This window comes from Streptomyces sp. NPDC038135 (genome assembly GCF_055601245.1).
On record NZ_JBVJXS010000006.1, the window covers coordinates 527,909 to 553,455 of the forward strand.

At 73.6% G+C, this 25,547-nt stretch carries 27 protein-coding genes; 17 read left to right on the forward strand and 10 right to left on the reverse strand.

What is annotated here, in order from left to right:
* Positions 1 to 34 precede the first annotated feature (34 nt).
* On the forward strand, positions 35 to 1,105 hold the full coding sequence (locus ACZ7JA_RS20020) for an adenosine deaminase (RefSeq protein ID WP_351661094.1): 1,071 nt from the start codon (positions 35 to 37) through the stop codon (positions 1,103 to 1,105).
* Here ACZ7JA_RS20020 and ACZ7JA_RS20025 read toward each other — a convergent pair.
* Both ACZ7JA_RS20025 and ACZ7JA_RS20030 read right to left on the reverse strand, forming a co-directional pair.
* Positions 1,087 to 1,602 (reverse strand): mycothiol transferase, encoded by a 516-nt coding sequence (locus ACZ7JA_RS20025; RefSeq protein WP_351661097.1) that lies wholly within the window; start codon positions 1,600 to 1,602, stop codon positions 1,087 to 1,089. The genes ACZ7JA_RS20020 and ACZ7JA_RS20025 overlap by 19 nt on opposite strands.
* 479 nt (positions 1,603 to 2,081) lie before the next feature.
* Positions 2,082 to 2,972 carry a LysR family transcriptional regulator gene (locus ACZ7JA_RS20030; protein WP_470809520.1) on the reverse strand — a complete coding sequence of 297 codons (891 nt, stop codon included), beginning with the start codon at positions 2,970 to 2,972 and terminating at the stop codon, positions 2,082 to 2,084.
* 111 nt (positions 2,973 to 3,083) lie between these two features.
* On the opposite strand from ACZ7JA_RS20030, the gene mgrA reads away from it, so the two are divergent.
* A complete protein-coding gene (mgrA, locus tag ACZ7JA_RS20035; RefSeq protein ID WP_389297372.1) occupies positions 3,084 to 4,076 on the forward strand; it encodes an L-glyceraldehyde 3-phosphate reductase in 993 nt (330 codons plus the stop codon).
* A gap of 142 nt (positions 4,077 to 4,218) precedes the next feature.
* Here mgrA and ACZ7JA_RS20040 read toward each other — a convergent pair whose 3' ends face one another.
* Positions 4,219 to 4,593 carry a nuclear transport factor 2 family protein gene (locus ACZ7JA_RS20040; protein WP_389452722.1) on the reverse strand — a complete coding sequence of 125 codons (375 nt, stop codon included), beginning with the start codon at positions 4,591 to 4,593 and terminating at the stop codon, positions 4,219 to 4,221.
* A 311-nt stretch (positions 4,594 to 4,904) separates the two neighbouring features.
* On the opposite strand from ACZ7JA_RS20040, the gene ACZ7JA_RS20045 reads away from it, so the two are divergent.
* From ACZ7JA_RS20045 to ACZ7JA_RS20060, 4 genes are all read left to right on the forward strand, one after another.
* Positions 4,905 to 5,315 carry a hypothetical protein gene (locus tag ACZ7JA_RS20045; protein ID WP_351661108.1) on the forward strand — a complete coding sequence of 137 codons (411 nt, stop codon included), beginning with the start codon at positions 4,905 to 4,907 and terminating at the stop codon, positions 5,313 to 5,315.
* Positions 5,316 to 5,397: 82 nt separating this feature from the next.
* Positions 5,398 to 7,809, forward strand: a complete 2,412-nt coding sequence (locus tag ACZ7JA_RS20050; RefSeq protein WP_470809523.1) for an ABC transporter ATP-binding protein/permease — start codon at positions 5,398 to 5,400, stop codon at positions 7,807 to 7,809.
* Positions 7,806 to 8,396, forward strand: coding sequence for a hypothetical protein (locus ACZ7JA_RS20055; protein ID WP_450744125.1), 591 nt, complete (start codon positions 7,806 to 7,808; stop codon positions 8,394 to 8,396). The genes ACZ7JA_RS20050 and ACZ7JA_RS20055 overlap by 4 nt, the downstream gene beginning before the upstream one ends.
* Positions 8,396 to 9,355 carry a serine/threonine-protein kinase gene (locus ACZ7JA_RS20060; RefSeq protein WP_470809525.1) on the forward strand — a complete coding sequence of 320 codons (960 nt, stop codon included), beginning with the start codon at positions 8,396 to 8,398 and terminating at the stop codon, positions 9,353 to 9,355. Before ACZ7JA_RS20055 ends, ACZ7JA_RS20060 begins: the two co-directional genes overlap by 1 nt.
* Positions 9,356 to 9,365: 10 nt before the next feature.
* Here the strand turns inward: ACZ7JA_RS20060 and ACZ7JA_RS20065 are convergent, their stop codons facing one another.
* Positions 9,366 to 10,655, reverse strand: a complete 1,290-nt coding sequence (locus tag ACZ7JA_RS20065) for a streptophobe family protein (RefSeq protein ID WP_470809527.1) — start codon at positions 10,653 to 10,655, stop codon at positions 9,366 to 9,368.
* A 126-nt stretch (positions 10,656 to 10,781) separates the two neighbouring features.
* Between ACZ7JA_RS20065 and ACZ7JA_RS20070 the strand changes: the two genes are divergently transcribed.
* On the forward strand, positions 10,782 to 12,080 hold the full coding sequence (locus ACZ7JA_RS20070; RefSeq protein ID WP_470809529.1) for a DUF6777 domain-containing protein: 1,299 nt from the start codon (positions 10,782 to 10,784) through the stop codon (positions 12,078 to 12,080).
* Positions 12,081 to 12,203: 123 nt separating this feature from the next.
* Positions 12,204 to 12,656 carry an ATP-binding protein gene (locus ACZ7JA_RS20075; protein ID WP_351661122.1) on the forward strand — a complete coding sequence of 151 codons (453 nt, stop codon included), beginning with the start codon at positions 12,204 to 12,206 and terminating at the stop codon, positions 12,654 to 12,656.
* Positions 12,657 to 12,744: 88 nt separating this feature from the next.
* On the opposite strand, the gene ACZ7JA_RS20080 is transcribed toward ACZ7JA_RS20075, so the two are convergent.
* Positions 12,745 to 13,632, reverse strand: a complete 888-nt coding sequence (locus ACZ7JA_RS20080; RefSeq protein ID WP_351661125.1) for a SigB/SigF/SigG family RNA polymerase sigma factor — start codon at positions 13,630 to 13,632, stop codon at positions 12,745 to 12,747.
* A gap of 246 nt (positions 13,633 to 13,878) precedes the next feature.
* On the opposite strand from ACZ7JA_RS20080, the gene ACZ7JA_RS20085 reads away from it, so the two are divergent.
* The 4 genes from ACZ7JA_RS20085 (at position 13,879) to ACZ7JA_RS20100 (ending at position 16,561) form a co-directional block, all read left to right on the forward strand.
* Positions 13,879 to 14,289, forward strand: a complete 411-nt coding sequence (locus tag ACZ7JA_RS20085; protein ID WP_351661128.1) for a helix-turn-helix domain-containing protein — start codon at positions 13,879 to 13,881, stop codon at positions 14,287 to 14,289.
* Positions 14,290 to 14,430: 141 nt separating this feature from the next.
* Positions 14,431 to 14,913 carry a VOC family protein gene (locus tag ACZ7JA_RS20090; RefSeq protein WP_470809533.1) on the forward strand — a complete coding sequence of 161 codons (483 nt, stop codon included), beginning with the start codon at positions 14,431 to 14,433 and terminating at the stop codon, positions 14,911 to 14,913.
* Positions 14,914 to 15,016: 103 nt separating this feature from the next.
* Positions 15,017 to 15,811: a VOC family protein gene (locus ACZ7JA_RS20095; RefSeq protein ID WP_351661134.1), complete on the forward strand. Its 795-nt coding sequence runs from the start codon at positions 15,017 to 15,019 to the stop codon at positions 15,809 to 15,811.
* 45 nt (positions 15,812 to 15,856) lie between these two features.
* The gene (locus ACZ7JA_RS20100; RefSeq protein WP_351661137.1) at positions 15,857 to 16,561 is read left to right on the forward strand and encodes a ribonuclease H family protein; all 705 of its coding nucleotides are present in this window, start codon (positions 15,857 to 15,859) and stop codon (positions 16,559 to 16,561) included.
* A 31-nt stretch (positions 16,562 to 16,592) separates the two neighbouring features.
* Here the strand turns inward: ACZ7JA_RS20100 and melC2 are convergent, their stop codons facing one another.
* Both melC2 and melC1 read right to left on the reverse strand, forming a co-directional pair.
* A complete protein-coding gene (gene melC2 / locus ACZ7JA_RS20105; RefSeq protein ID WP_351661140.1) occupies positions 16,593 to 17,414 on the reverse strand; it encodes a tyrosinase MelC2 in 822 nt (273 codons plus the stop codon).
* Between the two features lie 35 nt (positions 17,415 to 17,449).
* Complete coding sequence (gene melC1 / locus ACZ7JA_RS20110) at positions 17,450 to 17,821, reverse strand: apotyrosinase chaperone MelC1 (protein WP_470809538.1); 372 nt, start codon at positions 17,819 to 17,821, stop codon at positions 17,450 to 17,452.
* A 343-nt stretch (positions 17,822 to 18,164) separates the two neighbouring features.
* Between melC1 and ACZ7JA_RS20115 the strand changes: the two genes are divergently transcribed.
* From ACZ7JA_RS20115 to ACZ7JA_RS20135, 5 genes are all read left to right on the forward strand, one after another.
* Positions 18,165 to 19,382: an FAD-dependent monooxygenase gene (locus tag ACZ7JA_RS20115; RefSeq protein ID WP_351661145.1), complete on the forward strand. Its 1,218-nt coding sequence runs from the start codon at positions 18,165 to 18,167 to the stop codon at positions 19,380 to 19,382.
* Positions 19,383 to 19,466: 84 nt separating this feature from the next.
* Positions 19,467 to 20,957 (forward strand): MFS transporter, encoded by a 1,491-nt coding sequence (locus ACZ7JA_RS20120; RefSeq protein WP_389297385.1) that lies wholly within the window; start codon positions 19,467 to 19,469, stop codon positions 20,955 to 20,957.
* Positions 20,954 to 21,586, forward strand: coding sequence for a TetR/AcrR family transcriptional regulator (locus tag ACZ7JA_RS20125; protein WP_470809541.1), 633 nt, complete (start codon positions 20,954 to 20,956; stop codon positions 21,584 to 21,586). Before ACZ7JA_RS20120 ends, ACZ7JA_RS20125 begins: the two co-directional genes overlap by 4 nt.
* A 74-nt stretch (positions 21,587 to 21,660) precedes the next feature.
* On the forward strand, positions 21,661 to 22,644 hold the full coding sequence (locus ACZ7JA_RS20130; protein WP_351661154.1) for an aldo/keto reductase: 984 nt from the start codon (positions 21,661 to 21,663) through the stop codon (positions 22,642 to 22,644).
* Between the two features lie 52 nt (positions 22,645 to 22,696).
* Positions 22,697 to 23,191 carry a DUF6328 family protein gene (locus tag ACZ7JA_RS20135; protein WP_351661157.1) on the forward strand — a complete coding sequence of 165 codons (495 nt, stop codon included), beginning with the start codon at positions 22,697 to 22,699 and terminating at the stop codon, positions 23,189 to 23,191.
* 4 nt (positions 23,192 to 23,195) lie between these two features.
* Here ACZ7JA_RS20135 and ACZ7JA_RS20140 read toward each other — a convergent pair whose 3' ends face one another.
* The 3 genes from ACZ7JA_RS20140 to ACZ7JA_RS20150 all read right to left on the reverse strand — a co-directional run bounded on the left by ACZ7JA_RS20140 (position 23,196) and on the right by ACZ7JA_RS20150 (position 25,539).
* Positions 23,196 to 23,852, reverse strand: a complete 657-nt coding sequence (locus tag ACZ7JA_RS20140) for a DUF2238 domain-containing protein (RefSeq protein WP_389297388.1) — start codon at positions 23,850 to 23,852, stop codon at positions 23,196 to 23,198.
* A gap of 178 nt (positions 23,853 to 24,030) precedes the next feature.
* On the reverse strand, positions 24,031 to 24,456 hold the full coding sequence (locus ACZ7JA_RS20145) for an SsgA family sporulation/cell division regulator (protein ID WP_351661163.1): 426 nt from the start codon (positions 24,454 to 24,456) through the stop codon (positions 24,031 to 24,033).
* A gap of 111 nt (positions 24,457 to 24,567) precedes the next feature.
* On the reverse strand, positions 24,568 to 25,539 hold the full coding sequence (locus tag ACZ7JA_RS20150) for an LLM class F420-dependent oxidoreductase (protein ID WP_351661166.1): 972 nt from the start codon (positions 25,537 to 25,539) through the stop codon (positions 24,568 to 24,570).
* Positions 25,540 to 25,547: the final 8 nt, after the last annotated feature.

Here is a 25,547-nt window from a genome sequence, read left to right on the forward strand (position 1 = left end):
CACTCGGAACCACCCGCCCAAGGAAAGAACCGCCATGACCGCTACGCGCGTAGACACCGACGTCATCCGCCGCCTGCCCAAGGCCGTCCTGCACGACCACCTCGACGGCGGCCTGCGCCCCGCCACCGTCGTGGAACTCGCCGCCGCGGTCGGCCACACCCTGCCCACCACCGACCCCGACGAGCTGGCCGCCTGGTACTACGAGGCCGCCAACTCCGGCGACCTGGTCCGCTACATAGCCACCTTCGAGCACACCCTCGCGGTCATGCAGAACCGCGAGGGCCTGCTGCGGGTCGCCGAGGAGTACGTCCTCGACCTCGCCGCCGACGGCGTCGTCTACGCCGAGGTGCGCTACGCCCCCGAGCTGAACACCGCGGGCGGGCTGTCGATGCGCGAGGTCGTGGAGACGGTGCAGGAGGGCCTCGCCGCCGGCATGGCCAAGGCGGCCGCCGCCGGCACCCCGGTGCGCGTCGGCACCCTGCTCTGCGGCATGCGGATGTTCGACCGGGTCCGCGAGGCCGCCGACCTGGCCGTCGCCTACCGCGACGCCGGTGTCGTCGGCTTCGACATCGCCGGGGCCGAGGACGGCTTCCCGCCCGCCGACCACCTGGCCGCCTTCGAGCACCTGCGCCGCGAGAGCGTGCCGTTCACCATCCACGCCGGCGAGGCGCACGGCCTGCCCAGCATCCACCAGGCCCTCCAGGTGTGCGGGGCCCAGCGCATCGGCCACGGCGTGCGCATCACCGAGGACATCGTGGACGGCAAGCTCGGCAGGCTGGCCGGCTGGGTGCGCGACCGGCGGATCCCGCTGGAGATGTGCCCGACCTCCAACCTCCAGACCGGCTGCGCCGCCTCGATCGCCGAGCACCCCATCACCGCGCTGAAGGACCTCGGCTTCCGGGTCACCCTCAACACCGACAACCGGCTGGTGTCGGGCACGACGATGACCCGGGAGATGTCGCTGCTGGTCGAGGAGGCCGGCTGGACGGTGGAGGACCTGCGCACGGTCACCGTGAACGCCGTCAAGAGCGCGTTCATCCCGTTCGACGAGCGCCGGGCGCTCATCGACGACGTGGTCCTGCCGGGTTACGCGGCCGCGCTCTGAGCGAGCCCCCGCAGGTAGGCGGCCTGTCCGACGTGCTGGAGATCGTCGGACAGGACGCTCACCAGGCGGGCGCCCAGGGTGACCGGCGGATCCCAGCGCTCGTCCACGATCCGTTCCAGGTCCTTCGCGGCGAGGCCGCGCAGGGCGCCCAGGGTCTGCTCGTGGACGGCGTCGTAGTACCCGGTGAGCAGCTCGGCGGACTCGACCCGCACCTTCGCGACCTGGTCGGGGTCGTGCCCGTAGCCGGTGTCGTGGCGGGGCAGGTCGAGGCCGAGGCGCTTCTCCCAGCCCTGGGACAGCCAGACCTGGTCGAGGCCGAAGGCGTCGGCGACGTGGTCGTCCTGCACCCGGGTGAGGTGCCAGACGAGCCAGGCGGCGGAGTTGGCGCCGGGCGCCGGACGGAAGTGCAGCTCGTCGGGCCCCAGTCCCTTCAGGGCGGCGTGGACTTCTTCCTGGATGCGGCCGTAGCCGTCGATGAGGATGTCCTTGGCATGCATGACGTCCACCCTCGCGCATCAGGCCCGCCCGCGCGCCCGCAACGGCCCGGCCGGTGTCGTCGCCAGGCCCTTGCCACCCGGACCGCCGGACTCTTGCCACACGGGCCGCCGGACTCCTGCCGCGCGGGTCGACGGCGCCTCACCGCCCGGGCCGCGGCGGCGTCCCCGCCCGAGCCGTGGGTCCGTTCCCGCCCGGGCCGTGTGCTCGTTCTCTCCCAGGACCGCCGGGCCGTTCGCGCCAGGGCCGCAGGTCTGTTTCCGCGAAGCCGCTTGGCCGTCCCCGCCCGAGCCGCGGGACTGTCCGGCCTTGAGTCCGCGGGTCCGTTCCTCGCAGGCCGCCGGCCCGCAGTCGCCCCCGGGCGCCGGACCCTTCCCGCCCGGGCTGCGTGTCGGTTCCCGTGCCGCCGTGCCCGTTCCCCTCTGTGCCCCCGGGCCGTCCCCGCACCGGCCGGCGTCTCCGTTCGCGCCGGGCCGCCCCGTCAGACAGCCGTGCCGTCCGTGTCCAGGAGCGCTACCAGGGCCCGGGCCGCCGGGCTGGTGGCTCGCTCCGGGGGCAGCAGGGCGACCGTCTCGTACTCCGCCTCGACCGGCCCCTTCACCGGCAGCGCCGTCAGCGAGGGGCGCTTGTGCCGGAAGTGGCGTGGCACGACGGCGATGCCGAGGTTCTCGTCGACCAGGTCCAGCAGGCTGTGCACGTCGTTGACCTCCAGCGCGACCGTGCGCCGGACCCCGGCCGCGGTGAAGGCGGCGTCGGTGCTGCGGCGCGGGCCCCAGTCCGGGTGGAAGTCCACGAACACCTCGCCGGCCAGGTCGTCCGGCGCGAGTACCGCGCCGGCCGCGGCGAGCCGGTGGCTCGGATGGCACAGCACCGTCATGGGCTCGCTGGTCAGGGACACCGAGCGGAGCTGGTCGGTGTCCGCCTGGGTGCGGTAGGCGAAGGCCAGGTCCAGCCGCCCGGCGGCCACCTCCTCGGCCAGTGCCCCCGAGCCCGCCTGCCGCAGCCGGATCTCCACGTCCGGGTGCCGGCGCCGGAAGGCCGCCAGCAGTCCCGCCACGTGCACCCCGGCGATGCACTGCTCGGTGCCGAGCGCCAGCGTGCCGCGCAGCACGCCCTGCACCGCGGCCACCGCCTCGTGCGCCGAGCGCACCTGCGCCAGGATCCGCTCGGCCTCCACCAGCAGCGCACGCCCCGCCTCGGTGAGCGTCACGCGCCGGGTGGTCCGCACGAACAACGGCGCCCGCAACTCCCGCTCCAGCGCCCGGATCGAGGCCGACAGGCCGGACTGGGACACCATGAGGCGCTCGGCTGCCCGGGTGAAGTGCTGGTCCTCGGCGACCGCGACGAAGTGCTGGAGATGGCGCAGTTCCATGATTGAGAAGCCTATCCGCTGAATTCCATCGGATTCTCCTGTTGGACCGCTGCCCGGCGTTCGGTGGAGAGTGGAAGTGGTAGATCTTGTGCCCACCCCTCTGGAGTCGCGTTGTACACCGCACACCCCGACCGCTACGCGGACATGCCCTACCGGCGCGCCGGACGCAGCGGCCTCAAGCTCCCCGCGCTGTCGCTCGGCCTGTGGCACAACTTCGGGCCCGGCCGGCCCGCCGAGACCCAGCGCGCCATCCTGCGCCGCGCCTTCGACCTCGGCGTCACCCACTTCGACCTGGCCAACAACTACGGACCCCCGCCGGGAGCCGCCGAGTCCGCGCTCGGCGAGGCCCTGAAGGCCGACTTCACGCCCTACCGCGACGAGCTGGTGATCTCCACCAAGGCCGGCTACCTGATGTGGCCCGGCCCGTACGGCGAATGGGGCTCGCGCAAGTACCTGCTGTCCTCGCTCGACCAGAGCCTGAAGCGCATGGGCCTGGACTACGTCGACATCTTCTACTCGCACCGCTTCGACCCGGACACTCCGCTGGAGGAGACGATGGGCGCCCTGCACACGGCGGTGCGGCAGGGCAAGGCGCTCTACGTCGGCGTCTCCAACTACTCCGCCGAGCAGACCCGCGAGGCCGCCCGGATCCTCGCCGATCTCGGCACCCCGCTCCTCGTCCACCAGCCGCGCTACTCGATGCTCGACCGGCGGCCCGAGGAGGAGGGCGTGCTGGACGCCCTGGACGAGCTCCAGGCCGGCTCGGTCGTCTACTCCCCGCTGGAGCAGGGCCTGCTCACCGGGCGCTACCTCGACGGCATCCCGGAGGACTCCCGGGCCGCGAGCGACAGCCCCTTCCTGAACTCGGACGCCGTCACCGAGGACCTGGTCGGCCGGCTGCGCGCCCTGAACGGGATCGCCGGGTCCCGCGGGCAGACCCTGGCCCAGATGGCCCTGGCCTGGGTGCTGCGCGGCGGCCGGGTCACCTCCGCGCTGGTCGGCGCGAGCAGCCCGCAGCAGCTCGAGGACAGTGTCGGAGCGGTGCGCGCCCTCGACTTCGACGACGAGGAACTGGCGCGCATCGACGCCGTTCTGAAGGGCTGAGAAAAGCGCGAAGGGCGGCCGGACGAGTTGCGTCCGGCCGCCCTTTCGCCGTGCCGCGGCCCGCGATATCCGCGCGGGGCCGCGGTGCGTTCCGGGAATTCCGAACAGGGAATTCCGTTTGACGTGGTCGCCGGTCCCGGCCTCAGGCCGCCGGAGGCATGCGGTCGAGGAAACCCAGCACCTGCCGGATACGGCCGTCGCCGTCCAGAGTGATCACGTCGAAACCGGCGACCGGCGCCGAGCCGTCCTGCTCGTTCACCAGTTCCCAGCCGAAACGCGCGATGTCGTGGTGGCCGTCCACCGCGCCGTGGGGACGGAACACGAAACCGGGGAACTGCTCGTGGACCGCCGCGATCACGGCCGCGACGCCCTCGTGGCCGCGCACCTCGGCCAGCGGGTCGGTGTAGCCGCCGTCCTCGGTCCAGGCCGCGGCGACCGCCTTCCGCAGCGCCTCCGGCTCGACGGCGTTCCAGGCCTCGAAGTAACGGGCGACGGCGCTCTCGTAGTTCACGGACATGGTGAATCAGCCTCCATCGAGGTCGTAACCGCTGGTCGGGAACCGGATACGGGATTCGCCGATCCGGTGTGACCACCATGCCCGAGCGGCGCGGGGAGGGTCGATTACCTCCCGGGTAATGACGCGCCCCCGGATACCCGGGGTATTTCGGCCAGAGTGGGCGGTGAATATGCCAGGAGACTGGCCGGAAAGTCATGGTGACAGTGTTTCGGGAGTGGCGATACTCGAATAGCAGGGGCACTTCACCGCACAGGAGCCGCACCGAGAGCGAGGGCCGGCCGGCACACCAGCGAGGCGACGGGGGAGTGATCGTGCACGACGAATTCCTGTGCCATGTCACCGCGTACGGCATGTGCGGCGGGCAGCGTATCGGCGTCCCGCTCGGCACCTACCGCGCGCCCACGCTGGCGCTGGCCCTGTGGTGGCTGCGCGACCGGGCGTCCTGGATCGCCGAGCGGCTGGATCCGAGCCCGCAGGACGCCGCCTTCCCCGCGGCCGCGCTCGTCCCGGTCGCGGACACGGTGGCCGACGTCCCCGCCCTGCTGCGCGCCTGGTGCGCCGACGACGCCCGGCAGGCGCTGATCGCGGACGAGCTGGCGGGCGGACGGCTGGTGCGGATCGCCGCCAGCGACGACACCACCGAGTACGAACTGCTCGCCGAGTCGGTGGACGCCCTGCGCATGCAGCGCACCCTCCCGGCGCTCGTCGTCCCCGTCGCCTGACACGTGCCAAGGCGCCCGTCGCGCGCCGCCGGCCGCCTCACCGGCCGGGCGCGAGAAAGGGCGGATCGGTACAATTCTGGGCATGGCGGAGCGGCCAATCGCCCCGGCGGCGCCCGAACTCGTGCTCGAGACCGACGCGGGCTCCACGGTGATGAACCCGGGCCAGGACTACCACGTCGGGCGCGATCCGCTGAGCGACATCGTGTTCGACGACGACCGGGTCTCGTGGCACCACGCGGTGCTCCGCTGCGACCACGACCGCTGGACCCTGCGGGACGCGCAGAGCACCAACGGCACCTACGCCGACGGCCGGCGCATAGAGGAGTGGGACGTCCGCCCCGGCAGCGTCATACGCTTCGGCAACCCCTCCGACGGCCCCCGCGCCGTCCCCCTGGCCCCGCCCGAGCCCGCCGGCGCCGAGCCGGTGGAGCCCGCCGGGGCCGTGCAGCCTGCCGGGGCCGCCGAGCCCGCCGCGCACGGCCCCTCGGTCGTCTCCCACCCCGAGCTGACCGGTACCTACCGGGCCCCGAGCAGCGTCCGGCCGCTGCCCGTCCGCACCATCCGCATCGGCCGGGCCGAGGACAACGACCTCGTCGTCGACGACCTGACCGTCTCCCGCCACCACGCCGAACTGCGCGCCCACGCCGACGGCAGCTACGAGATCGCCGACCTCGGCAGCCACAACGGCACGTATCTGAACGGCGCCCCCGTCACCCAGGCCCCGGTCGGCCCCGGCGACCTCGTCGGCATCGGCCACATCACCTACTGCCTCGTCGACGACGAACTGCAGGAGTACGTCGACACCGGCGAGGTCTCGCTCGACGTCCAGGACCTCACCGTGACCGTGGACGGCGGCGGCAAGGTCATCCTCGACCACGTCTCCTTCCCGGTGGGGGAGAAGTGCCTGCTCGCCGTCGTCGGGCCGAGCGGCTCCGGCAAGTCCACGCTGCTCGGCGCCCTCACCGGACAGCGCCCCGCCGACCACGGCACGGTCCTGTACGACGGCCGCGACCTCTACCACGACCACGCCGAGCTGTGCCGGCGCATCGGCCTGGTCCCGCAGGACGACATCCTGCACCCCCAGCTCACCGTGCGCGCCGCCCTGTCCTACGCGGCCGAGCTGCGCTTCCCCGGCGACACCGCGCGCGCCGAACGGCAGGCCCGGGTGGACGAGGTGATCCGGGAGCTGGGCCTCGGGACACGGGCCGGCCAGCCCGTGCACAGCCTCTCCGGCGGCCAGCGCAAACGGGTCAGCGTGGCCCTGGAGCTGCTGACCAAACCGTCCCTGCTCTTCCTCGACGAACCGACCTCCGGACTCGACCCCGGCATGGACCGGTCGGTGATGCACATGCTGCGCGGCCTCGCCGACGACGGCCGCACCGTCATCGTCGTCACGCACAGCGTGCTCAGCCTCGACGTCTGCGACCGCCTGCTGGTGCTCGCCCCCGGCGGCCGGACCGCCTACTACGGCCGGCCCGAGGACGCCCTCGCCTTCTTCGGCTTCGAGCAGTGGCCGGAGGCCTTCGAGGCCTTCGACCGCGACCAGGACCGCGACTGGGCGGGGGAGTACCGCGACTCCCCGTTCCACCGGTACTACGTCACCGAGGCCGGCACCCAGCCCCGGCTGCCGTCCGCCGCCCCGGCCGTACCCGTGCCACCGCCGCTCCCGCGCGGCTGGGGCGCCCAGCTCGGCACCCTGGTGCGCCGGTACACCGCCGTCCTGGCCGCCGACCGCACCTTCCTCGCCGTGATGATCGCGCTGCCGTTCGTGATGGGCGCCATGGCCCGGGCCCTGGCCGGCGGCAGGCTCACCCGGGACACCGCGATGAACGCGCTGCTCATCCTGTGCGTCGGCGCCGTGCTCACCGGAGCCGCCAACGCGGTGCGCGAACTCGTCAAGGAACGCGCGGTCTACCGGCGCGAACGCGCCGTCGGCCTGTCCAGATCGGCCTATCTGATGTCCAAGGTGGTGGTGCTCGGCACGGTCACGGTCGTCCAGGCCGTCGTCCTCACCCTGGTCGCCCTGCTCGGCGTCGACCTCAACGCCCCCGGCGGCCGGGGCGTCCTGCTGCCACCGCTCGCCGAGATCACCCTCGCCGTCGCCCTGCTGGCCTTCACGGCCATGACGCTGGGCCTGCTGGTGTCCGCACTGGTGCGCAAGGAGGAGGTGACGATGCCGCTGCTGGTGCTGCTCGCCATCGTCCAGGTCGTCTTCTGCGGCGCGCTGCTCCCGCTGCACGGTGTGCCCGGACTGGAGGAGCTGTCCTGGCTGGTGCCCGCCCGCTGGGCGCTCGGCGCCATGGCCGGCTCGATCGGGCTGGCCCGGACCGTGCCGGGCACCGTCACCGCCGACCCGCTGTTCCGGCACTCGGCCGGGATCTGGCTGCTCGACATGGGCATGCTGCTGGCGCTCTCCGTCGTCTACGGCCTGCTGGTCCTCCCGCTGCTGCGCCGGCAGGAACCCGCCGTGATGCGCGGACGGGCGGCCCGATGAGCGGACAGCACGCCCCCGCGTTCCGGCCGACCCACGTCGTGCCGCCCGACGGCATGCCGGCCTGGGAGGCGCCCGACCCGGCCCGCCCCACCGTGTCCCTCGACCGGCTGCTGCCCGTCGAAGTCGTCGAACGGCTCGGCGACTGGGCGCACATCCGCTGCGCCAACGGCTGGACCGCCTGGGTCGACGGCCGGCACCTGGTCGCCGTGCCCCGGGACCCGCCCGCCGCCGAGGACCCGCCCGCCGGCACCACCGACCCGCTCCCGCTGCTGGCCCGCGCCGAACGCGCCCTGGCCGGCTACCGGGCGGCCGTGCGCGAGCTGGCGGACGGCGGCCTGGACGGCCGGGCCTTCGAGGACCGCACCCGGGAGCTGCGCATCGGGATCGTGGTCGACGGCGAGTCGATGTGGGTCTACGACCCCGACGCGGGCCGCTGGATGTACGCCGACGGACGCCGGCTGCACACCTACGCCACCGAGCACCCGGCCTCCACCGGCACGCCCGACCACGCCACCGAGGGCCCGGCCCCCGCCGGCACGCCCGACCACGCCCCCACCCGGTACGCCGCCCCCCGGGGTGAGCCCTGATGGCCGGCCGGACCGGCCTGTCCTCGGGGCGGCCCCCGGAACTCGTCGGGCACCGGGTGGCCGGCTACCTGCTGGAGAGCGTGATCGGCCGCGGCGGCATGGCCGTCGTGTACCGAGCCCGCGACCTGCGTCTGGACCGCACCGTCGCGATCAAGCTGCTCGCCCCGGAACTCGCCCGCAACGACACCTTCCGCAAGCGCTTCACCCACGAATCCCGGGTGGCCGCCGCCCTCGACCACCCGCACATCGTCCCCGTCTTCGAGGCCGGCGAGGCGGACGGCGTCCTGTACATCGCCATGCGCTACGTCCCCGGCAGCGACCTGCGCCAGCTGCTCGACGAGCGCGGACCGCTGCCCTTCGCCGACGCCGTGCGCATCGCCGCCCAGGTAGCCTCCGCGCTGGACGCCGCCCACGAACACGGCCTGGTCCACCGGGACGTCAAGCCCGGGAACGTCCTGATCGCGCGCGGCACCGACAGCGACCATCCGGAGCACGTCTACCTCACCGACTTCGGACTGACCAAGAAGTCGCTGTCGCTGACCGGGTTCACCCACGTCGGCCAGTTCGTCGGCACCCTCGACTACGTGGCCCCCGAGCAGATCTCCGGCCGGCCCGTCGACGGCCGCTGCGACGTCTACGGCCTCGCCTGCGTCGTCCAGGAGACCCTGACCGGACGCCCGCCCTTCCAGCGCGAGGACGACATGGCCCTGCTGTGGGCCCACCAGTACGCGGAACCGGCCCCGCCGAGCACCGTCCGCCCCGGTCTGCCCCGAGCCGTCGACGCGGTCTTCGCCCGGGCCCTCGCCAAGAGTCCGGAAGCCCGCTACGACACCTGCCTCGACTTCGTGGCCGCCCTGCGCGCCGCCCCGGCCGCCACGGCGCCGGACCACCCGGCGCGGACCGAGCCCGGGCCGCCGCCAGCGTGGGCCGAACCGGTCTTCCGCCGTACCCGGCCCTAGGGAGCGGGTCCTAGGGGGTGCCGGGCCCGGCTGCGTGGACGTCGACCCGGCCCCGCCGGCGCACCGGTCGGGCCGCCAGCGCGCCCAGGAAGCCGACGACCAGCCCCCACAGCGCGCCCAGGCCCACCGCCTGCCACAGCCGGGGCCTGAGGAACAGCTCCCCGGACAGGCCGCCGCCCAGGTCCCCGATGCCGAGCAGCGACAGACCGTAGTGCGCCGAGATCCTGCACAGCAGGCAGACCATCAGCACCGTCAGCGCCAGGGCGACGGCCAGCCGCACCGCGTGCCGCCAGGCAGCGACCCATGCCGGGGACCGCGCCGCCATCAGGAACGCCACCGCCGACGTCAGCACCACCTGGGCGACCAGCAGCCACCACATCCCGCCGTCCTGCTCGGTGAGCGTGCGCAGGTTCAGCGTGGCGATGTCCGGCGTGCGCAGGACGCGGTCCAGCACCTCGGGCATCGGCAGCCCGAACGGGCCGTCCACCCGGCCGTGCCAGGTGGCGCCCTGGCCGAGGGTGAGAGCGAGCCAGGCCAGGTTGGGCAGACCGAGCAGGATCACCGCGAACGTCTCGGCGGGGTGCCCGCGGGTCGCCGCCGCCACCAGGGCCACGACGAGGCCGACGGCGACGTAGCCGAGCAGCAGCAGGATCATGGCGTGCGCGGCCGGGCGCACCGGCTCGCGCAGCCGCAGCAGCCGCCCGGGCAGCGGCGCGCCGGGCGCCACCAGCAGGGCTAGCAGCAGCACCCCGGCCAGCCACAGCAGCCCGAACAGCACGGTCAGCGGCACATCGGTGGTGAACCCCACCGTCGGCGCCCCGCCGAACAGGCCGGCGAGATCGCTGAGCGTGCCGTTGCCCACGTCGACGGCGAAGGTCTGGCGGGCGGCGAGACCGAGGCCGATCAGCGCGAGCAGCCACAGCAGCCCCAGCCGGGCGGCCCAGCCGGCCAGTTCCCGGGCCGAGGCGACCGCCCGGTGCCGCAGCGGCCGCAGGAAGCCCGCGCCGATCACCAGGGCACCGGCCAGGGTCACGGAGAGCGGCATCACGGTGAGGCCGGCCCTGGTCCGCGCCAGCGGACCGGCGTCGCCGGTGAGTTCGAGCGTGCCGCCGACCGCGGTCACCACGGTCGCGGCGACCACCCGGGCGAACGCGCCGTCGGGCAGTCCCGTGGCGCCGGCCGCCCACAGCCCGAGCGCCGCGAGGGCGAACATCACCGCAAGCCCCGACAGCACGGTCGCCGCCGCCCGCGTCCAGCCGTGGCGGGCGGCGGGCCGTGCGGCGACGGTCACAGGGGTCACCCTTGCCAGGCTAGGCAGAGCCCGGGCGCCCCGCCCGCCGGATGAGCCGTCCGGCGTCGGCTTGCGAGCGCCGGGGGACCCGAGCACACAATCTGATATGAGCCGTGATCGCGACGGGATGAACCGGTGAGCGTCGGGCCTCCGTCCTCCGGCCGCCCGACCGGGCCCCCCTCCGGCCCACTGTCCGGACCCTCCCAGCCGCCCACGGGACCGCCCCCACCGCCGCCGGGCGGCGGCTCCGGCCCAGGGGGTGGGGGAGGGGAACCGCACCGGCCGTGGTGGAAGTCCGCTCCGCGGGTGGCCGCGTTCACCGCGGCCGTGGTCGCGGTGGCCGTCCTCGCGGTGGTCCTCACCCGGCCCGGCACCGGCTCCTCCGCCAAGGGCGGCGAGGTCTTCCTGCAGCCCGCGAGCCAGACCGGCCCCGACCCGTTCACGGAGTCGACCGTACGGAAGGCGGGCACGCCGACCTCAGCGCCGAGCACACCCTCGCCGGGCACCGCGACGGCGCCCTCCACGCCCGCCAACGCGGTGCGCGGGGTGGACGGCGGCGCCCCCGGGCTCTACAGCGGGGTCAGGAACAGCCCGAGCTGCGACGTGGAGAAGCAGATCAGCGCCCTGCGGGCCGACCCGGCGCGCAACCGCGCCTACGCAGCGGCGGCCGGCGTCCAGCCGTCCGGCGTCCCCGCCTTCCTGCGGTCGCTCACCCCGGTCACGCTGCGCGCCGACACCCGCGTCACCAACCACGGCTACCGCGACGGCCGCGCCACCGGCTTCCAGGCGGTCCTCCAGGCCGGCACCGCCGTCCTGGTCGACGGCCACGGCGTGCCCCGCGCCCGATGCGCCTGCGGCAACCCCCTCACCCCACCGGTCGCGCAACGCGGCGCCGTGCGGCTGACCGGCGACCGCTGGCCCTCCTACCGGCCGTCGGACGTCGTCGTGGTGACACCCGCCCCGGCGGCCGTCAAGGCCTTCGTGATCTACGACGCCCGCAGCGGCGACTGGTTCCGCCGTGAGCCCGGCGACGACACCGGCAGCCATGACGAGCACACCGAGCCCCCGAAGGACACGCGGCCGTGGGTCCCGCCGGCCGGCTGCGCGTCACCCGGAGCGACGGGCGCCTCGGGCCGGCCCTGCCCGCCGACGTCGACCCCGGGCAACCCCTCCGGCTCGCCCTCGTCTTCCCCGGCCCCGTCCGGCTCGGGTTCGCGGCCGCCGTCGTCGCAGTCCCCCTCGCAGCCGCCGTCGTCCCAGTCGCCGCCGACCGGGGAGCCGTCGTCCGGACCGTCGACCGAGCCGCCCACGACGGGGGCGCCGCCCTCGGAGCCCCCGTCGGGGACCCCGCCCTCCGCGCCCTCCGCGCCCGGCTCCGAACCGGCCGGGACCGAGAGCAAGGGGCCGCCCGGCGGGACCCGGTCGGCCGCATGACCGGCGGGCATGACAGGCTGTGCGCGGTGGGCGAACGCACCGGGGGACTGCCGCGCCCGGCTCTGGGTACGAGGACAGGTGCAACAGTGACCGGCCGGATCGGGCCTTCCGAGAGAGACACGCATGACCGAGCACCTGGGCGGGGCAGTGATACCGACTGGTTTCGACGTTCCCGTGGAGCCGCTGAGACGCGCGGCGCACTACACCGGCGAACCCGGATGCATCGCCGAGGCCCGTGCCTTCGCGGCCCAGTTCCTGGAGCAGCTCAGGCACGAGTGGTGCGCGGGCATCGACGGCCGGACCGACGGTGAGCTGCTCCTCGTTGTGAGCGAACTGGTCACCAACGCCGACCGGCACAGCAGCGGCCCGTACATCCTGGAGCTGGAAGGCACGGACGCGTCGGTCACCGTCGCGGTCTACGACAGCAGCGCGACCCTGCCCCGCCGTTACCCGAAGAACCCCGAGCGCGTCGGCCGGCACGGGCTGGAGATCGTGCACGCGGTGGCGGCCCAGGTCACCGTGGAGCGCGTACCGGTCGGGAAGCGCGTGTGCGCGCGGGTCGAACTGAAGCGGTGAACCCTCCGGCCCTCTGAGCCGGTTCCGGCGGGCGGAAGACACACGTGAGCCCGGGCGCTCGGCGCCCGGGCTCACGTCGTGGTGCGGCTCAGGCGCAGCCGAGCTCGCCCAGCATGCCCTGGCGCAGCCGGGTGATGATCCGCTTGATCAGCCGGGAGACGTGCATCTGGGAGCAGCCCAGCCGCTCCCCGATCTCCGCCTGGGTCGCCTCCTCGACGAACCGCATATGGATGATCTGCCGGTCGCGGTCGCTCAGCTCGTGCATGAGCGGGGCCAGCGCGTGGAAGTCCTCGACGAGCCGCAGGCCCTCCTCCTCCACGCCGATGAAGTCGGCGAGGACCGCCTCGCCGTCTTCGGGGCCGTCCCCGGTGAGCGCGGCGTCCAGGGAGGCGGAGTTGTAGCCGTTGGAGGCGAGCTGGGCCTCGACCACCTGGCTCTCGGTGATGTTCATCAGGGTGGCCAGCTCGGCGACCGTGGGGTCCCGGTCCAGCCGGCTCGACAGCTCCTCGCGGGCCCGCGCCAGCTCCACGCGCATCTCCTGGAGCCGCCGCGGCACGTGCACCGCCCAGGTGGTGTCGCGGAAGAACCGCTTGATCTCGCCCACGATGTACGGCAGCGCGAAGGAGGTGAACTCGACCTCGCGCGCCAGCTCGAACCGGTCGATGGCCTTGATCAGGCCGACCATGCCGGTCTGGACGATGTCCTCCATGTCGTCACCGCGGTTGCGGAAGCGGCCCGCCGCGAACCGCACCAGCGACATGTTCATCTCGATGAGGGTGTTGCGCGCGTACTGGTACTCGTGCGTGCCCTCCTCCAGCTCCGTCAGCCGGCGGAAGAACTGGCGGGACAGCTCCCGGGCGTCACGCGGCGCGACCGAGGCCGGGTCCACGATGCCGGGCAGTGCCTCCTCCTGCGCCCTCCCCTGCTCGGTCCTCTCGAGGACCTCTGCCTCCGACCGGATCCCGGCGGTTTTCATTACCTCTCCCCACGTCAGTCACGGTTCGAGCCTGCCGCATCGGACTGTGGTCCGATCCCTGATGCATGGTGCGTGTCCCCCGCGTACCCGGAAATCCGGGCACGCATGCCTGCTCACGGTGGTGCTCACGCGGCGGGTACCCCCGTTGTTCCGATGCATGCCCGCGAAAGTCACACCGATTTTCGCGCGTGGGGGAATCGGCGCGCGGCCCGGCGCCGGCGGCCTTGGCGAGCCTAGGCTGAGCGGGTGACCGACCAGGTGAGCGAAGAAGCCCGTGTGATCCCCCTGCGCCGTGCGCCCGGCCACCCGGACGCCGCCGCACCGGTTCCCGCCCGCCCCGGCGCGCCGGAACCGGCGGCCGCTGAGCCCCTGTGGCGCGATCTGGTCGGGGACGTGCTGCGCCGCGAACGGCAGGCCCAGGAGCGCACGCTGAGGGACGTCGCCGACGCGGCCCGGATCTCCCTGCCCTACCTGTCCGAGATCGAGCGCGGCCGCAAGGAGGCGTCCTCCGAGGTCCTCGCGGCGGCCGCCCGCGCCCTCGGGCTTGGCCTCGGCGACCTCCTGTCTCGCACCGGGTCGGAACTGGCCCGCCGGACCGGCACGGCGTCCCGCGCCGTACGCCGGGCGCCGTACGACGGGCTCTGCCTGGCGGCCTGACCGGTCCCGGGGCCGGCCGGTCACCCGCGCCCGGCCCCGCCGGCAGAGGGGCGGATCGTCCGGCCGCCCACCGATGAGTTTCCGGCGGAGCGCCGGTCGGTACAGGTGACCGTGTTCCACGCTCGCTCCCTGGAGGTACTCATGAACACCGACGGATTCCACACCTGTCTCTGGTTCGACGGCCAGGCCGAGGAGGCGGCGCAGTTCTACGTCTCCGTGTTCAAGAACTCCAGCGTCGGCCGGCTCAGCCGCTACCCGGAGGGCAGCCCGGGACAGGCCGGATCGGTGATGAGCGTGGAGTTCACGGCCAACGGACAGAAGTTCGTCGCCCTGAACGGCGGCCCCCAGTTCACGTTCAACGAGGCGATCTCGTTCCAGATCCACTGCTCCGACCAGCAGGAGATCGACCACTACTGGAGCCGGCTCACCGACAACGGCGGCGAGGGCGGCCCCTGCGGCTGGCTCAAGGACCGCTACGGCGTCTCCTGGCAGGTGGTCTACGACCGGCTGATCGACATGGTCTCCGACCCGGAGACGGACAGGGCCGAGCGGGCCACCCGCGCCATGATGGGCATGGGCAAACTGGACGTCGCCGCGCTGGAGCGGGCGTACGCGGGGGAGTAGCGCCGTCGGTGTCCCGCGCCCGGCGCGCGCGCCGGGCGCGGGATGACTAGCGTTCTGCACAGGGGCGGACCGACGGATCAGCCGAGCGGAGAGGGCCGCGACCATGGCCGTGCAACCCGAGGGAACGCCCTGCTGGGCCGACGCGATGTTCGGCGACCTGGAGAGCGCGAAGAACTTCTACGGCGAGGTCCTCGGCTGGACCTTCGGCCAGTCGTCGCCGGAGTACGGCAACTACACCCAGGCCTACGCCGACGACCAGGCGGTGGCCGCCGTGGTGCCGCCCATGCCGGGCCAGGAGGGCCAGCCGCAGTGGTGCCTGTACTTCGCCTCGCCGGACGCCGCCGCCACCGCGGAGCGGATCCGGGACAACGGCGGCGAGGTGCTGATGGAGCCGATGCAGGTCGGCGAGTTCGGCACCATGTGCCTGGCCCGCGAGCCGAGCGGGGCGGTGTTCGGCGTGTGGCAGGCGGGCAGCCACGAGGGCTTCGACGCCACGGCGGTGCCCGGCGCCTACTGCTGGGCGGAGGTCTTCACCCGCGACCCCGACCGCACGGACGCCTTCCTCACCGCCGTCTTCCCGTACCGGGCGAAGCGGATCGCGGACGACGCGATCGACTTCCGCATGTTCGACATCGGCGAGGAGACGGTCCTCGGCCGGATGCGGATGACCGACGACTTCCCGCCGGAGGTGCCGTCGTACATCAACGTGTACTGGACCGTCGACGACTGCGACGCGGCCGTGGCCCGGGCGGCCAAGCTCGGCGCCGTCCTCCACTTCGGGCCCATGACCAGCCCCTTCGGCCGGTTCGCGGCGCTCAGCGACCCGCAGGGCGCCAACTTCTCGGTGATCGACGTCAAGACCACCGAGGGCGAGATGCCGCAGATCGCCGAGGAGTGACCGCGGCCGGGCGGGACCGTGTCCGGCGGCCGCCGCGGCCGTGGCATGATCGGCCGTATGCGTGAACGTGTGGTGGCCGCGTGCGACGGGGCTTCGAAGGGAAACCCGGGACCGGCCGGATGGGCGTGGGTGGTCTCCGACGACGAGCGGACCGCGGCCCGCTGGGAGTCCGGCCCGCTCGGCCGGGCCACCAACAACGTCGCCGAGCTGACCGCTCTGGAGCGGCTGCTCGCCTCCGTCGACCCGGACGTGCCGCTCGAGGTCCGGATGGACTCCCAGTACGCGATGAAGGCCGTCACCACCTGGCTGCCCGGCTGGAAGCGCAACGGCTGGAAGACCGCGGCCGGCAAGCCCGTCGCCAACCAGGACCTCGTGGTGCGCATCGACGCGCTGCTCGACGGCCGGTCGGTCGAGTTCCGCTACGTCCCCGCCCACCAGGTGGACGGCGACCCGCTCAACGACTTCGCCGACCGCGCCGCCAGCCAGGCCGCCATCGTCCAGGAGGCCGCCGGCAGCGCGCTCGGCTCGCCGGAGCCCCCGCCCTCGCCCGACACGCCGTCGGCCGGCGCGGCGCGCAGGAAGGCGCCGCGCCGCACCGGCGGCGGGGCGGCGTCCCGTCCCTCCGCCCGCACCATCAAGGCGAAGTTCCCCGGCCGCTGCCTGTGCGGGCGCTCCTACGCGGCCGGGGAGTCCATCGCCAAGAACACGCAGGGCTGGGGCCACCCGGAGTGCCGCACCGCGGACGCCTGACCGGCGGGCCGCCGGCGGCCAGCGCCGGGCCTCAGCGGTCGAACGTGTAGAACCGCGTGTGGTCCAGCAGGTCCGCCGGGCGCACGTCGTTCCAGGGCTTCATCGTCTCGTTCAGATCGACGACGTCCGGCGTCCCGCCCCCCGGCACGTACCCCGAGTCCGGGTGCCGGCGCTGCCACTGGGCCCACAGCTTGTCGATGTAGGCGTGGTGCAGCCAGAACACCGGGTCGTTGGGGGAGACCCCGGTGGCCATCTGGCCGCCGACCCACACGTGCACCCTGTTGTGCAGGTTCACCCCGCGCCAGCCCTCCAGGTGGTTGCGGAAGCCGTCCGCGGCGCTGTTGTACGGCGCCGCGTCGTACACCGGCATCGCCAGCACCGACTCGACCTCGGCGGGCGTGGGCAGTTCGCGCACGCCGGAGCCGAGCGAGCGGCGCAGGAACGTACGGCCGTCCACCCGCACGCTGATCGGCCAGTCGCCGCCGGACGCGGCGAACGGGCCGTCCATCACCCGGCCGTCCGAGCCGCGCCCGGTACCGCCCAGGAAGTCCGGCGCCCACAGCGAGGCGCGCACCGTGCGGTCGGTGCTCCAGTCCCAGTAGGGCAGCGCCACCGAGGGGTCGACCGACTGCAGCGCCCGTTCGAAGTCCAGCAGGAACCTGCGGTGCCAGGGCAGGAAGGACGGGGAGCGGTGGCCGGTCCGCTCGCCGGTGTCGGTGTCGGACATGATGAAGCCGTTGTGCGTGCGGACGAACTCGTCGTAGCGTCCGCTGCGCTTGAGTTCGAGGACGGCGCCGGTGAACCGGCGCTTCTCGTCGGCGGTCAGATCGGCCTGGTTCTTGCGTACGGTCATGTGCGTGGTGCTCCGGAAGGTCCGTGCGGGGGCGGTCAGTTGGCGGGGAAGGGCAGCAGCGGGGCGCCCTGCAGCTCGTCCACCGCGGCCCGGGCGGCGGCACGCGGGGTGGGCACCGGGTCGTAGTGGCTGACCACGCTGATCCAGGTGCCGTCGGCGTTGCGCATCACATGCAGCTCCACACCGTCGACGAACACGGCGTAGCCGCCGCCGTGTTCGTGGTGACCGTCGCCGTCCGACGGGCGGCCCTGTATCCGGCGGCCCCGGTAGACCTCGTCGAAGGAGTCCGGCGCGCCGTGGTGGTGCTCGGCGGCCGGCGCGGCGGGCGCGGCGAGGGCGACGGCCGAGGCCGTGGCGGCGAGGGCGGCCGCCGTGGTGAGCGCGCGGCGCCGGGTGAGTTCGGGCATGCGGGTCCTCCTGCGGGGGGGCGAGTGGTGTCTCCGCATGCCTACCGGGACCTTCGGGGCAGGGGGAAATCATCCGGAACCGGTTGGCTGCGATCCGGACAATTGCCCACATGGCGTGCAAGGTTGAACCAAGATGATCTTGCCGTAGGGGTGGCCCGTGCCGACGTGGAACGGGCAATTCCTTGCCGGTGCGGACGGGATCGCGGTGATCCTTCCCGTAGGCGGGTCGCCCGGGTGGCGCGGGTCACCGCGCCGGACTGACGCGATCCGCAAACCCGCCCCCACGCCTGACTCCCTGCTACCCTGCGGTGTCGTCCGAGCACGTTGAGTAGCCGACAGGGGTGTGCGCGTGAAGGTCGTCTGTGTCGGAGGCGGGCCCGCCGGCCTGTACCTCGCCATCCTGCTCAAGCGGCAGCACCCGTCCCACGACGTCACCGTCCACGAACGCGACCCCGAGGGCTCGACCTACGGCTGGGGCGTCACGTACTGGCGCGGACTGCTCGACCGGCTGCACGCCCACGACCCCGAGTCCGCCCGGGCGATCGAGGAGAGCTCGGTGCGCTGGAACCAGGGCGTGGCGCACATCCGCGGCCAGGTGGCCCGGCAGCCCGGCGACGAGGGGCACGGCATCGGGCGCCACCGGCTGCTCGAGATCCTCGCCGGCCGCGCCCGCTCCCTCGGCGTACGCCTGGAGTTCGGCAGCGAGGTCCCGGCGGCCGGCCTGCCGGAGGCGGACCTGGTCGTGGCGGCCGACGGCGTCCACAGCGCGCTGCGCACCCGGCACGCCGGCCACTTCGGCACCCGGCTCGAAGAGGGCCGCAACCGCTACGCCTGGCTCGGCACCACCAAGGTCTTCGACGCCTTCACGTTCGCCTTCGTGGAGACCGGGCACGGCTGGATCTGGGCCTACGGCTACAAGTACGGCGACGACCACAGCACCTGCGTCGTGGAGTGCGCCCCGGACACCCTCGCCGGGCTCGGCCTGGACCGCGCGGACCGGGGCGAGGGGCTCGTGCTGCTGGAGAAGCTCTTCGCCGGCGTGCTCGACGGCCACCCCCTCATCGACCGCTCACCGGCGGGCGGCGGTGCGCCCTGGCCGGCCTTCCGCACCCTGACCAACCGCACATGGCACCACGGCAACCTCGTCCTGCTCGGCGACGCCGCCCACACCACCCACTACTCCATCGGCGCGGGCACCACCCTCGCCCTGGAGGACGCCATGTGCCTCGCCGGCTCCCTGCGCCGGCACGCCTCCCTGCCCGAGGCCCTGACCGCCTACGAACGGCAGCGCAGGTCCGAACTGCTCTCGGCGCAGAGCGCGGCCCGCTACAGCGCCCAGTGGTACGAGAACCTGCCGCGCTACGTCGAACTGCCCCCGCACCGGATGTTCGCCCTGCTCGGCCAGCGCCACTCCCCGCTGCTGCCCCACGTCCCGCCGCAGCTCTACTACGGCATCGACAAGGCGGCCGGCCAACTGGAGGTGCTGCGCAGGCTCAAGCGCTGGCTGGGTCCCCGGGCGGCGCGCGCCCTGCACGCCCGCTCGGCCGCCGAACGGCGCTGAGCCGGAGACGCTGGTGAATGGCCATTCACCCGATAGGGTGAATTGTTATTCACCAACGTCTTCACGCTGCCCGCAGGAGCGCCGATGGACCAGCCAGCACCGACGTCCCCGCCAGGCGCCGAGGCCGCACCGCCCCGGCTGCGGGACCGGCTCACCATTCCCGTGCTGGCCTCGGGCGGCATCCTCATGGCCGTCATGCAGACGGTCGTCGTCCCCCTGCTGCCGGACCTGCCGCGGCTCACCGGGGCGTCGGCGGCAAGCGTCTCCTGGATGGTCACCGCGACGCTGCTCTCCGGAGCGGTGCTCACGCCCGTGCTCGGCCGGGCCGGCGACATGTACGGCAAGCGGCGGGTGCTCATCGGCGCGCTCGCCCTGATGACCGCCGGCTCCGTGATGTGCGCCTTGTCCTCCGACATCCGCGTGCTCATCGCGGCCCGCGCGCTCCAGGGCGCCGCCGCCTCCGTCGTCCCGCTGTCCATCAGCATCCTGCGCGACGAACTGCCGCCGGAGCGCCGCGGCTCGGCGGTGGCGCTGATGAGCTCCACCGTCGGCATCGGCGCCGCGCTCGGCCTGCCGCTGGCCGCGCTCGTGGTGCAGTACGCCGACTGGCACACCATGTTCTGGCTCACCAGCCTGCTCGGCGCGCTCGGCGTGACGGCGACCTGGTGGGCGGTCAGGGAGTCCCCGGTGCGCGAGCCGGGCCGCTTCGACGTCCTCGGCGCGCTGGGCCTGGCCGTCGCCCTGGTGAGCCTGCTGCTGGGCGTGTCGCAGGGCGGCCAGTGGGGCTGGGGCAGCCCCCGCGTCCTCGGCCTGTTCCTCGCCGCCGCCGTGGTGCTCGCCCTGTGGTGGTGGCATCAGCTGCGCACCGAGCGGCCCCTGGTGGACCTGCGTCTGGTCACCCGCCCCCGGGTGGGCCTGTCCCACGTGGCGGCCATGCTGACCGGATTCGCCTTCTACGCGAACTCGCTGGTGACCGCCCAGCTCGTGCAGGCGCCCGAGGCCACCGGGTACGGCCTCGGCCTGTCGATCGTCGCCACCGGCCTGTGCCTGCTGCCGGGCGGCGTCACCATGCTGCTCTTCTCGCCGCTGTCCGCCCGCATCTCGGCCTCCCGCGGCCCGCGCGTCACCCTCGCCCTCGGCGCCGCCGTCATCGCCTGCGGCTACGCGCTGCGCATCGCCGACAGCCGCGACCTGTGGATGATCATCCTCGGCGCCACGGTGGTGGCGACCGGCACCACCCTCGCCTACTCCGCGCTGCCGACCCTCATCCTGCGCGCGGTCCCGGCCGCCCAGACGGCATCCGCCAACGGCGTCAACGTCCTGATGCGGACCATCGGCCAGGCCACCTCCAGCGCCGCCGTCGCCGCCGTGCTCGTCCACCACACCAGCCTCGTCGGCTCTCTGCCCGTACCCACCCTGCACGGCTACCTGCTGGCGTTCGCGATGGCCGGCGCCGTCGCCCTGGTCGCCTGCGCCGCGGCCCTGTCCATACCCGGCGACGGGCCCGCCGGCGGCGTCCGGCGCGCTCGCGGGGGCACCCGGGGCGCCCGCGACGAGGCGATGGAGGGAGCATGAGTGCCGTGAGCACTCCATCCGGCCCCCGGGCGGCCGCGCCGGCCGACCGCGAAACCGCCCCCGCGCGGCGCGACGCCGAAGCCACCCGGACGGCCATCCTGAAAGCCGCCCGGTACCTCCTGGCCCGCCACGCCCACGCCGACATCACGCTCAGGGCGGTCGCCGAACGGGCCGGGGTCAGCCCGCCGCTGATCCTGAAGTACTTCGGCAACAAGGACGCCCTCTTCGCCCGCGTGATGTCCTTCGACACCGACGCCGACGACCTGCTCGACGCACCCCTGGACGAGCTGGGCCGGCACATGGTCCGGCACGTTCTGGCCAGCCAGCGCGACCGCGGCGCCGACCCGCTGGTGCGGATCGCCTTCGCCCCCCTGCACGGCGAGCACGGCGAGGTCCTGCGCGCCAACTTCCGCGCCCAGGTGACCGAACGCCTCGCCGCCCGGCTCACCGGCCCCGACCGGGGACTGCGCGCCGAACTCGCCGTCGCGGGCCTGCTCGGCCTGGGCGTGATGTACGGCGTGGCCCGCGGCCCGCACCTGCGCGGGACCGACCTCGACGCCATCGCCGACCGCTACGGCCCCCTCGTACAGGTGCAGTTGACCCCGCTGCCGGACGCCCCGCGGCCCTGAGGCGCCCGGCAGCCGCCCGCCGCCGGAACCACCCGGTCCGGCGGCCCGGGAGACCGGATGACAGACTGGGCGGTATGGACGAACGCGTGATGGACAGGTCGGGACAGTGGGCGTCGGTCGTCGGACTCGGCACCTGGCAGCTCGGCGCGGACTGGGGCGAGGTCGACGACAAGGAGGCCCTGTCCGTCCTGGAGGCGGCGGCCGAGTCCGGCGTCACCTTCTTCGACACGGCCGACGTGTACGGCGACGGGCGCAGCGAGGAGACCATCGCCACCTTCCTGCGCAGCCGGCCCGACCTGCATGTGCTCGTGGCCACCAAGATGGGCCGCCGGGTCGAGCAGACCCCGGAGAACTACGTACTGGACAACTTCCGCGCCTGGAACGACCGGTCCCGCCGCAACCTCGGCGTCGACCGCATCGACCTGGTCCAGCTCCACTGCCCGCCGACCCCCGTCTACTCCTCCGACGCGGTGTTCGACGCGCTCGACACCCTGGTGGCCGAGGAGCGCGTCGCGGCGTACGGCGTGAGCGTGGAGACCTGCGCCGAGGCGCTGACCGCGATCGCCCGGCCGAACGTGGCGAGCGTGCAGATCATCCTCAACCCGTTCCGCATGAAGCCCCTCCTCGAGGTGCTCCCGGCGGCCCGGGAGGCGGGCGTCGGCATCATCGCGCGGGTGCCGCTCGCCTCCGGCCTGCTGTCCGGCAAGTACACCAAGGACACGGTCTTCGCCGCCGACGACCACCGCACCTACAACCGGCACGGCGAGGCCTTCGACCAGGGCGAGACCTTCTCCGGCGTCGACTACGCCACCGGCGTCGAGGCGGCCGCCGAGTTCGCCGCGCTCGCCCCCGAGGGCTTCACCCCGGCCCAGCTCGCCCTGCGCTGGATCATCGAGCAGCCCGGGGTGACCACGGTCATCCCCGGCGCCCGCAACCCGGAGCAGGCCCGCGCCAACGCGGCCGCGGCCAAGCTGCCGGCGCTGTCCGCCGAGACGCACGCGGCGATCCGCGAACTGTACGAGCGCCGCGTCCGGGAGCAGGTCGAACACCGCTGGTAGTCCCCGCGAAACCGTCCGTTTGAACGAACGTTCCCCCGGTTAAACGGATCGCATGACGCAGGAGGGACGGCGTACGGGCCGTGACGAGACCCAGGAGGAGCGGGCCGACCGGATGTGGGGTGAACTCATCCAGGAGGTCCGCGTGGCCCAGACGGGCGTGCAGATCCTTTTCGGATTCCTGCTGACCGTCGTCTTCCAGCCGAAGTACGCCACGCTGGCCCCCACCGACCAGCTCATCTACATCGTGACCGTGGTCCTGGGCGCCTGCGCGACCGGCGCCCTCATCGGCCCGGTGTCGCTGCACCGCCTGGTCTCCGGGCGCCGGGTCAAGCCCCAGGCGGTGCGCATCGCCTCGCGGCTGACCTTCGTCGGCCTGGTCCTGCTGCTCGCCACGATGACCTCCTCGCTGCTGCTCATCCTGCGGGTCGCCACGCACAACGGCTACGTCCCCTACCTGGTGACCGCCGTGGTCATCTGGTACCTGGTGTGCTGGTACGGGCTGCCCCTGTGGGCGCGCCGCCGGCACACCGGCCGCAGCGACGACTGACCGGTCAGCCGGCGGTGCGTGCCGCCAGAGCCGCCAGGCGGCGGTCGTGCGCCCTGCTGAGCAGCAGCAGGGAGAGCACCGCCCCGATCAGCGCGCAGAACATGTCCCACTGGGTGTCCCAGACATCGCCCTGGGTGGCGAGGAACGCGTCCGCGCCGTGTCCGCCGATCTCGGCGGCCGCCCACTCCAGCAGCTCGAAGCAGGCGCTGAAGGCGAGGCAGGCGCACACGGTGAGCGGGGCCAGCCAGCGGCTGCCGCGCAGCGGCGACGTGCGGACGAGCAGTTCACGCACCAGCACGGCCGGGACGAAGCCCTGCATCAGGTGCCCGAAGCGGTCGTACGGGTTGCGGGACAGGCCGAAGGCGTCGCGCACCCAGTCGCCCAACGGCACCTGCGCGTACGTGTAGTGGCCGCCGACGGCGAGCACCAGCGCGTGCGCGGCGAGCAGCCCGCACAGCAGCCCGGTCAGCGGGAAGCGCCGCCACAGCAGCACCACCAGGGGCAGCCCGGCCAGCGCCCAGAACGTCTCGAGAAACCAGGTGGTGCGGTCGCGCACGTCCCACGCCGACACGGCGAGGCCCACCGCCACCACGCCCGCGAACAGGGCGGGCGGCACGCGACGGGGGGCGGGGAGGAGCGGGGCGGGGCGCACTGCGGTCATGGCGGGGCTCCTTGCCGGAGGACTCGGTGACGTCGAAGGAGCCCCATCGTGCGGCCGGCGGGCCTGCGCGGACATGAGTACGGCTACTCAGGGCGCCCCGCGCACACGACTCAGCCGGCGGCCGGCGCGTCAGCCCCGGTCCGCCGGCCCGGCCACCCGGCCACGCCCGGGCGGCCGTTCAGCCCGTGGAGAGGATCTCCGCCAGCAGCTCGTCCACCTGGACCTCCTCCTGCCCGGGCGGGACCACTTCGCGGGTCTCGTGCAGGAAGGCGGCGATCGCGGGGGCCCAGGCGTACACCACGGCGTGGTGGCGGCCGCCGTCGGCCCGGTAGTCGCCGAGGAATTCCATGCGCAGCTCCCGCCACCGCCCGGCGGACACCGGACGCAGCCGGACGTCGCCGACACCGACCGGACCGGTCAGCCCGTCGGAGAGCATCTCCCGGTCCAGCCGCCACCGGGCCAGCACCCGGCCGTCGTGGCCGAACGCGGCGGTGACGGCGAACGGGTCCTCGGCGTCGTAGCTGAGGTGGGCGAGCACCGGACACCGGGCGGTGCCCTCCGCCTGGAGCTGCACCACCAGGGTCTTGTGCACGAAGCGGTTCACCAAGGTCCTCCGGAAGCAATCGGCGTAGGGCCCTCTAGTACCCCGTACAGGCTCGAAATGCTCATCCTTACGGCTCAATCCGAACCGTGACCGCCGTGCCTTCCCTCCGGGTCAGCCGAACTCCTCGCGCAGGGCGGGCAGCAGGGTCTTCGCCGACCAGTCCAGGAACTCCGGCTGCGTGTCACCGCCGATCTGCACCAGGGCGACCTCCCCGAACCCGGCCTCGGCGTAGGGCCGGACCGCCTCGACGAAGGCCTCCGGGTCGGGGCCGCAGGGGATGGCGGAGGCGACGTCGTCGGTGGTCACGAACTGGGTCGCGGACTCGAAGGAGTCCGGGTGCGGCAGTTCGGCGTTCACCTTCCAGCCCAGGCCGAACCAGCGGAACTGGTCGTGCGCGCGCTGGATCGCGGTGTCGCGGTCGGCGTCGTAGCACACCGGCAGCTGGCCCACCCGGGGCTTGCCGCTGCCGCCGTGCCGGTCGAAGGCCTCCAGCAGCCCCTTCTTCGGCTCGGTGGCGATGACCAGGTCGGCGAGGCGGCCGGCGAGTTCGCAGGACTGCTCGCCGGAGACGGCGAGGCCGATCGGCGGCGCCTGGTCCGGCAGGTCCCACAGCCGGGCCGACTCCACGTCGTAGTGCGTGCCGTGACGGGTGACGTGGCCGCCGTCCAGCAGCGCGCGGATGATCTCCATCGCCTCTTCCAGCATCTCGTGGCGCACGTCCACCGGGGGCCAGCCGCCGCCCACCACGTGCTCGTTGAGGTTCTCGCCCGCGCCCAGCCCGAGCCGGAACCTGCCCTCGGACAGCAACTGCATCGTCGCCGCCTTCTGCGCCACCACGGCGGGGTGATAGCGGATCAGCGGGCAGGTCACGTACGTCATCAGCGGGATCCGCGACGTGGCCTGCGCCGCGGCGCCGAGCACACTCCACGCGTACGGGGCATGGCCCTGGGAACGCAGCCACGGGAAGTAGTGGTCCGAGGTCACCGAGAAGTCGAAGCCGGCGTCCTCGGCCCGCACCAGGTGGTCCACCAGGTCCCGGGGGCCGGCCTGCTCGGTCATCATCGTGTATCCGATTTGCACCATACCTGAGC

What these genes read in the sequence shown, in the direction of transcription:
- ACZ7JA_RS20020 (WP_351661094.1), top strand. Translation starts at nt 35, where the DNA reads ATGACCGCTACGCGCGTAGACACCGACGTCATCCGCCGCCTGCCCAAG.
- ACZ7JA_RS20025 (WP_351661097.1), bottom strand. Translation starts at nt 1,602, where the DNA reads ATGCATGCCAAGGACATCCTCATCGACGGCTACGGCCGCATCCAGGAA.
- ACZ7JA_RS20030 (WP_470809520.1), bottom strand. Translation starts at nt 2,972, where the DNA reads ATGGAACTGCGCCATCTCCAGCACTTCGTCGCGGTCGCCGAGGACCAG.
- ACZ7JA_RS20040 (WP_389452722.1), bottom strand. Translation starts at nt 4,593, where the DNA reads ATGTCCGTGAACTACGAGAGCGCCGTCGCCCGTTACTTCGAGGCCTGG.
- ACZ7JA_RS20050 (WP_470809523.1), top strand. Translation starts at nt 5,398, where the DNA reads ATGGCGGAGCGGCCAATCGCCCCGGCGGCGCCCGAACTCGTGCTCGAG.
- ACZ7JA_RS20055 (WP_450744125.1), top strand. Translation starts at nt 7,806, where the DNA reads ATGAGCGGACAGCACGCCCCCGCGTTCCGGCCGACCCACGTCGTGCCG.
- ACZ7JA_RS20060 (WP_470809525.1), top strand. Translation starts at nt 8,396, where the DNA reads ATGGCCGGCCGGACCGGCCTGTCCTCGGGGCGGCCCCCGGAACTCGTC.
- ACZ7JA_RS20075 (WP_351661122.1), top strand. Translation starts at nt 12,204, where the DNA reads ATGACCGAGCACCTGGGCGGGGCAGTGATACCGACTGGTTTCGACGTT.
- ACZ7JA_RS20080 (WP_351661125.1), bottom strand. Translation starts at nt 13,632, where the DNA reads ATGAAAACCGCCGGGATCCGGTCGGAGGCAGAGGTCCTCGAGAGGACC.
- ACZ7JA_RS20090 (WP_470809533.1), top strand. Translation starts at nt 14,431, where the DNA reads ATGAACACCGACGGATTCCACACCTGTCTCTGGTTCGACGGCCAGGCC.
- ACZ7JA_RS20095 (WP_351661134.1), top strand. Translation starts at nt 15,017, where the DNA reads ATGGCCGTGCAACCCGAGGGAACGCCCTGCTGGGCCGACGCGATGTTC.
- ACZ7JA_RS20100 (WP_351661137.1), top strand. Translation starts at nt 15,857, where the DNA reads ATGATCGGCCGTATGCGTGAACGTGTGGTGGCCGCGTGCGACGGGGCT.
- melC2 (WP_351661140.1), bottom strand. Translation starts at nt 17,414, where the DNA reads ATGACCGTACGCAAGAACCAGGCCGATCTGACCGCCGACGAGAAGCGC.
- melC1 (WP_470809538.1), bottom strand. Translation starts at nt 17,821, where the DNA reads ATGCCCGAACTCACCCGGCGCCGCGCGCTCACCACGGCGGCCGCCCTC.
- ACZ7JA_RS20120 (WP_389297385.1), top strand. Translation starts at nt 19,467, where the DNA reads ATGGACCAGCCAGCACCGACGTCCCCGCCAGGCGCCGAGGCCGCACCG.
- ACZ7JA_RS20125 (WP_470809541.1), top strand. Translation starts at nt 20,954, where the DNA reads ATGAGTGCCGTGAGCACTCCATCCGGCCCCCGGGCGGCCGCGCCGGCC.
- ACZ7JA_RS20130 (WP_351661154.1), top strand. Translation starts at nt 21,661, where the DNA reads ATGGACGAACGCGTGATGGACAGGTCGGGACAGTGGGCGTCGGTCGTC.
- ACZ7JA_RS20135 (WP_351661157.1), top strand. Translation starts at nt 22,697, where the DNA reads ATGACGCAGGAGGGACGGCGTACGGGCCGTGACGAGACCCAGGAGGAG.
- ACZ7JA_RS20140 (WP_389297388.1), bottom strand. Translation starts at nt 23,852, where the DNA reads ATGACCGCAGTGCGCCCCGCCCCGCTCCTCCCCGCCCCCCGTCGCGTG.
- ACZ7JA_RS20150 (WP_351661166.1), bottom strand. Translation starts at nt 25,539, where the DNA reads ATGGTGCAAATCGGATACACGATGATGACCGAGCAGGCCGGCCCCCGG.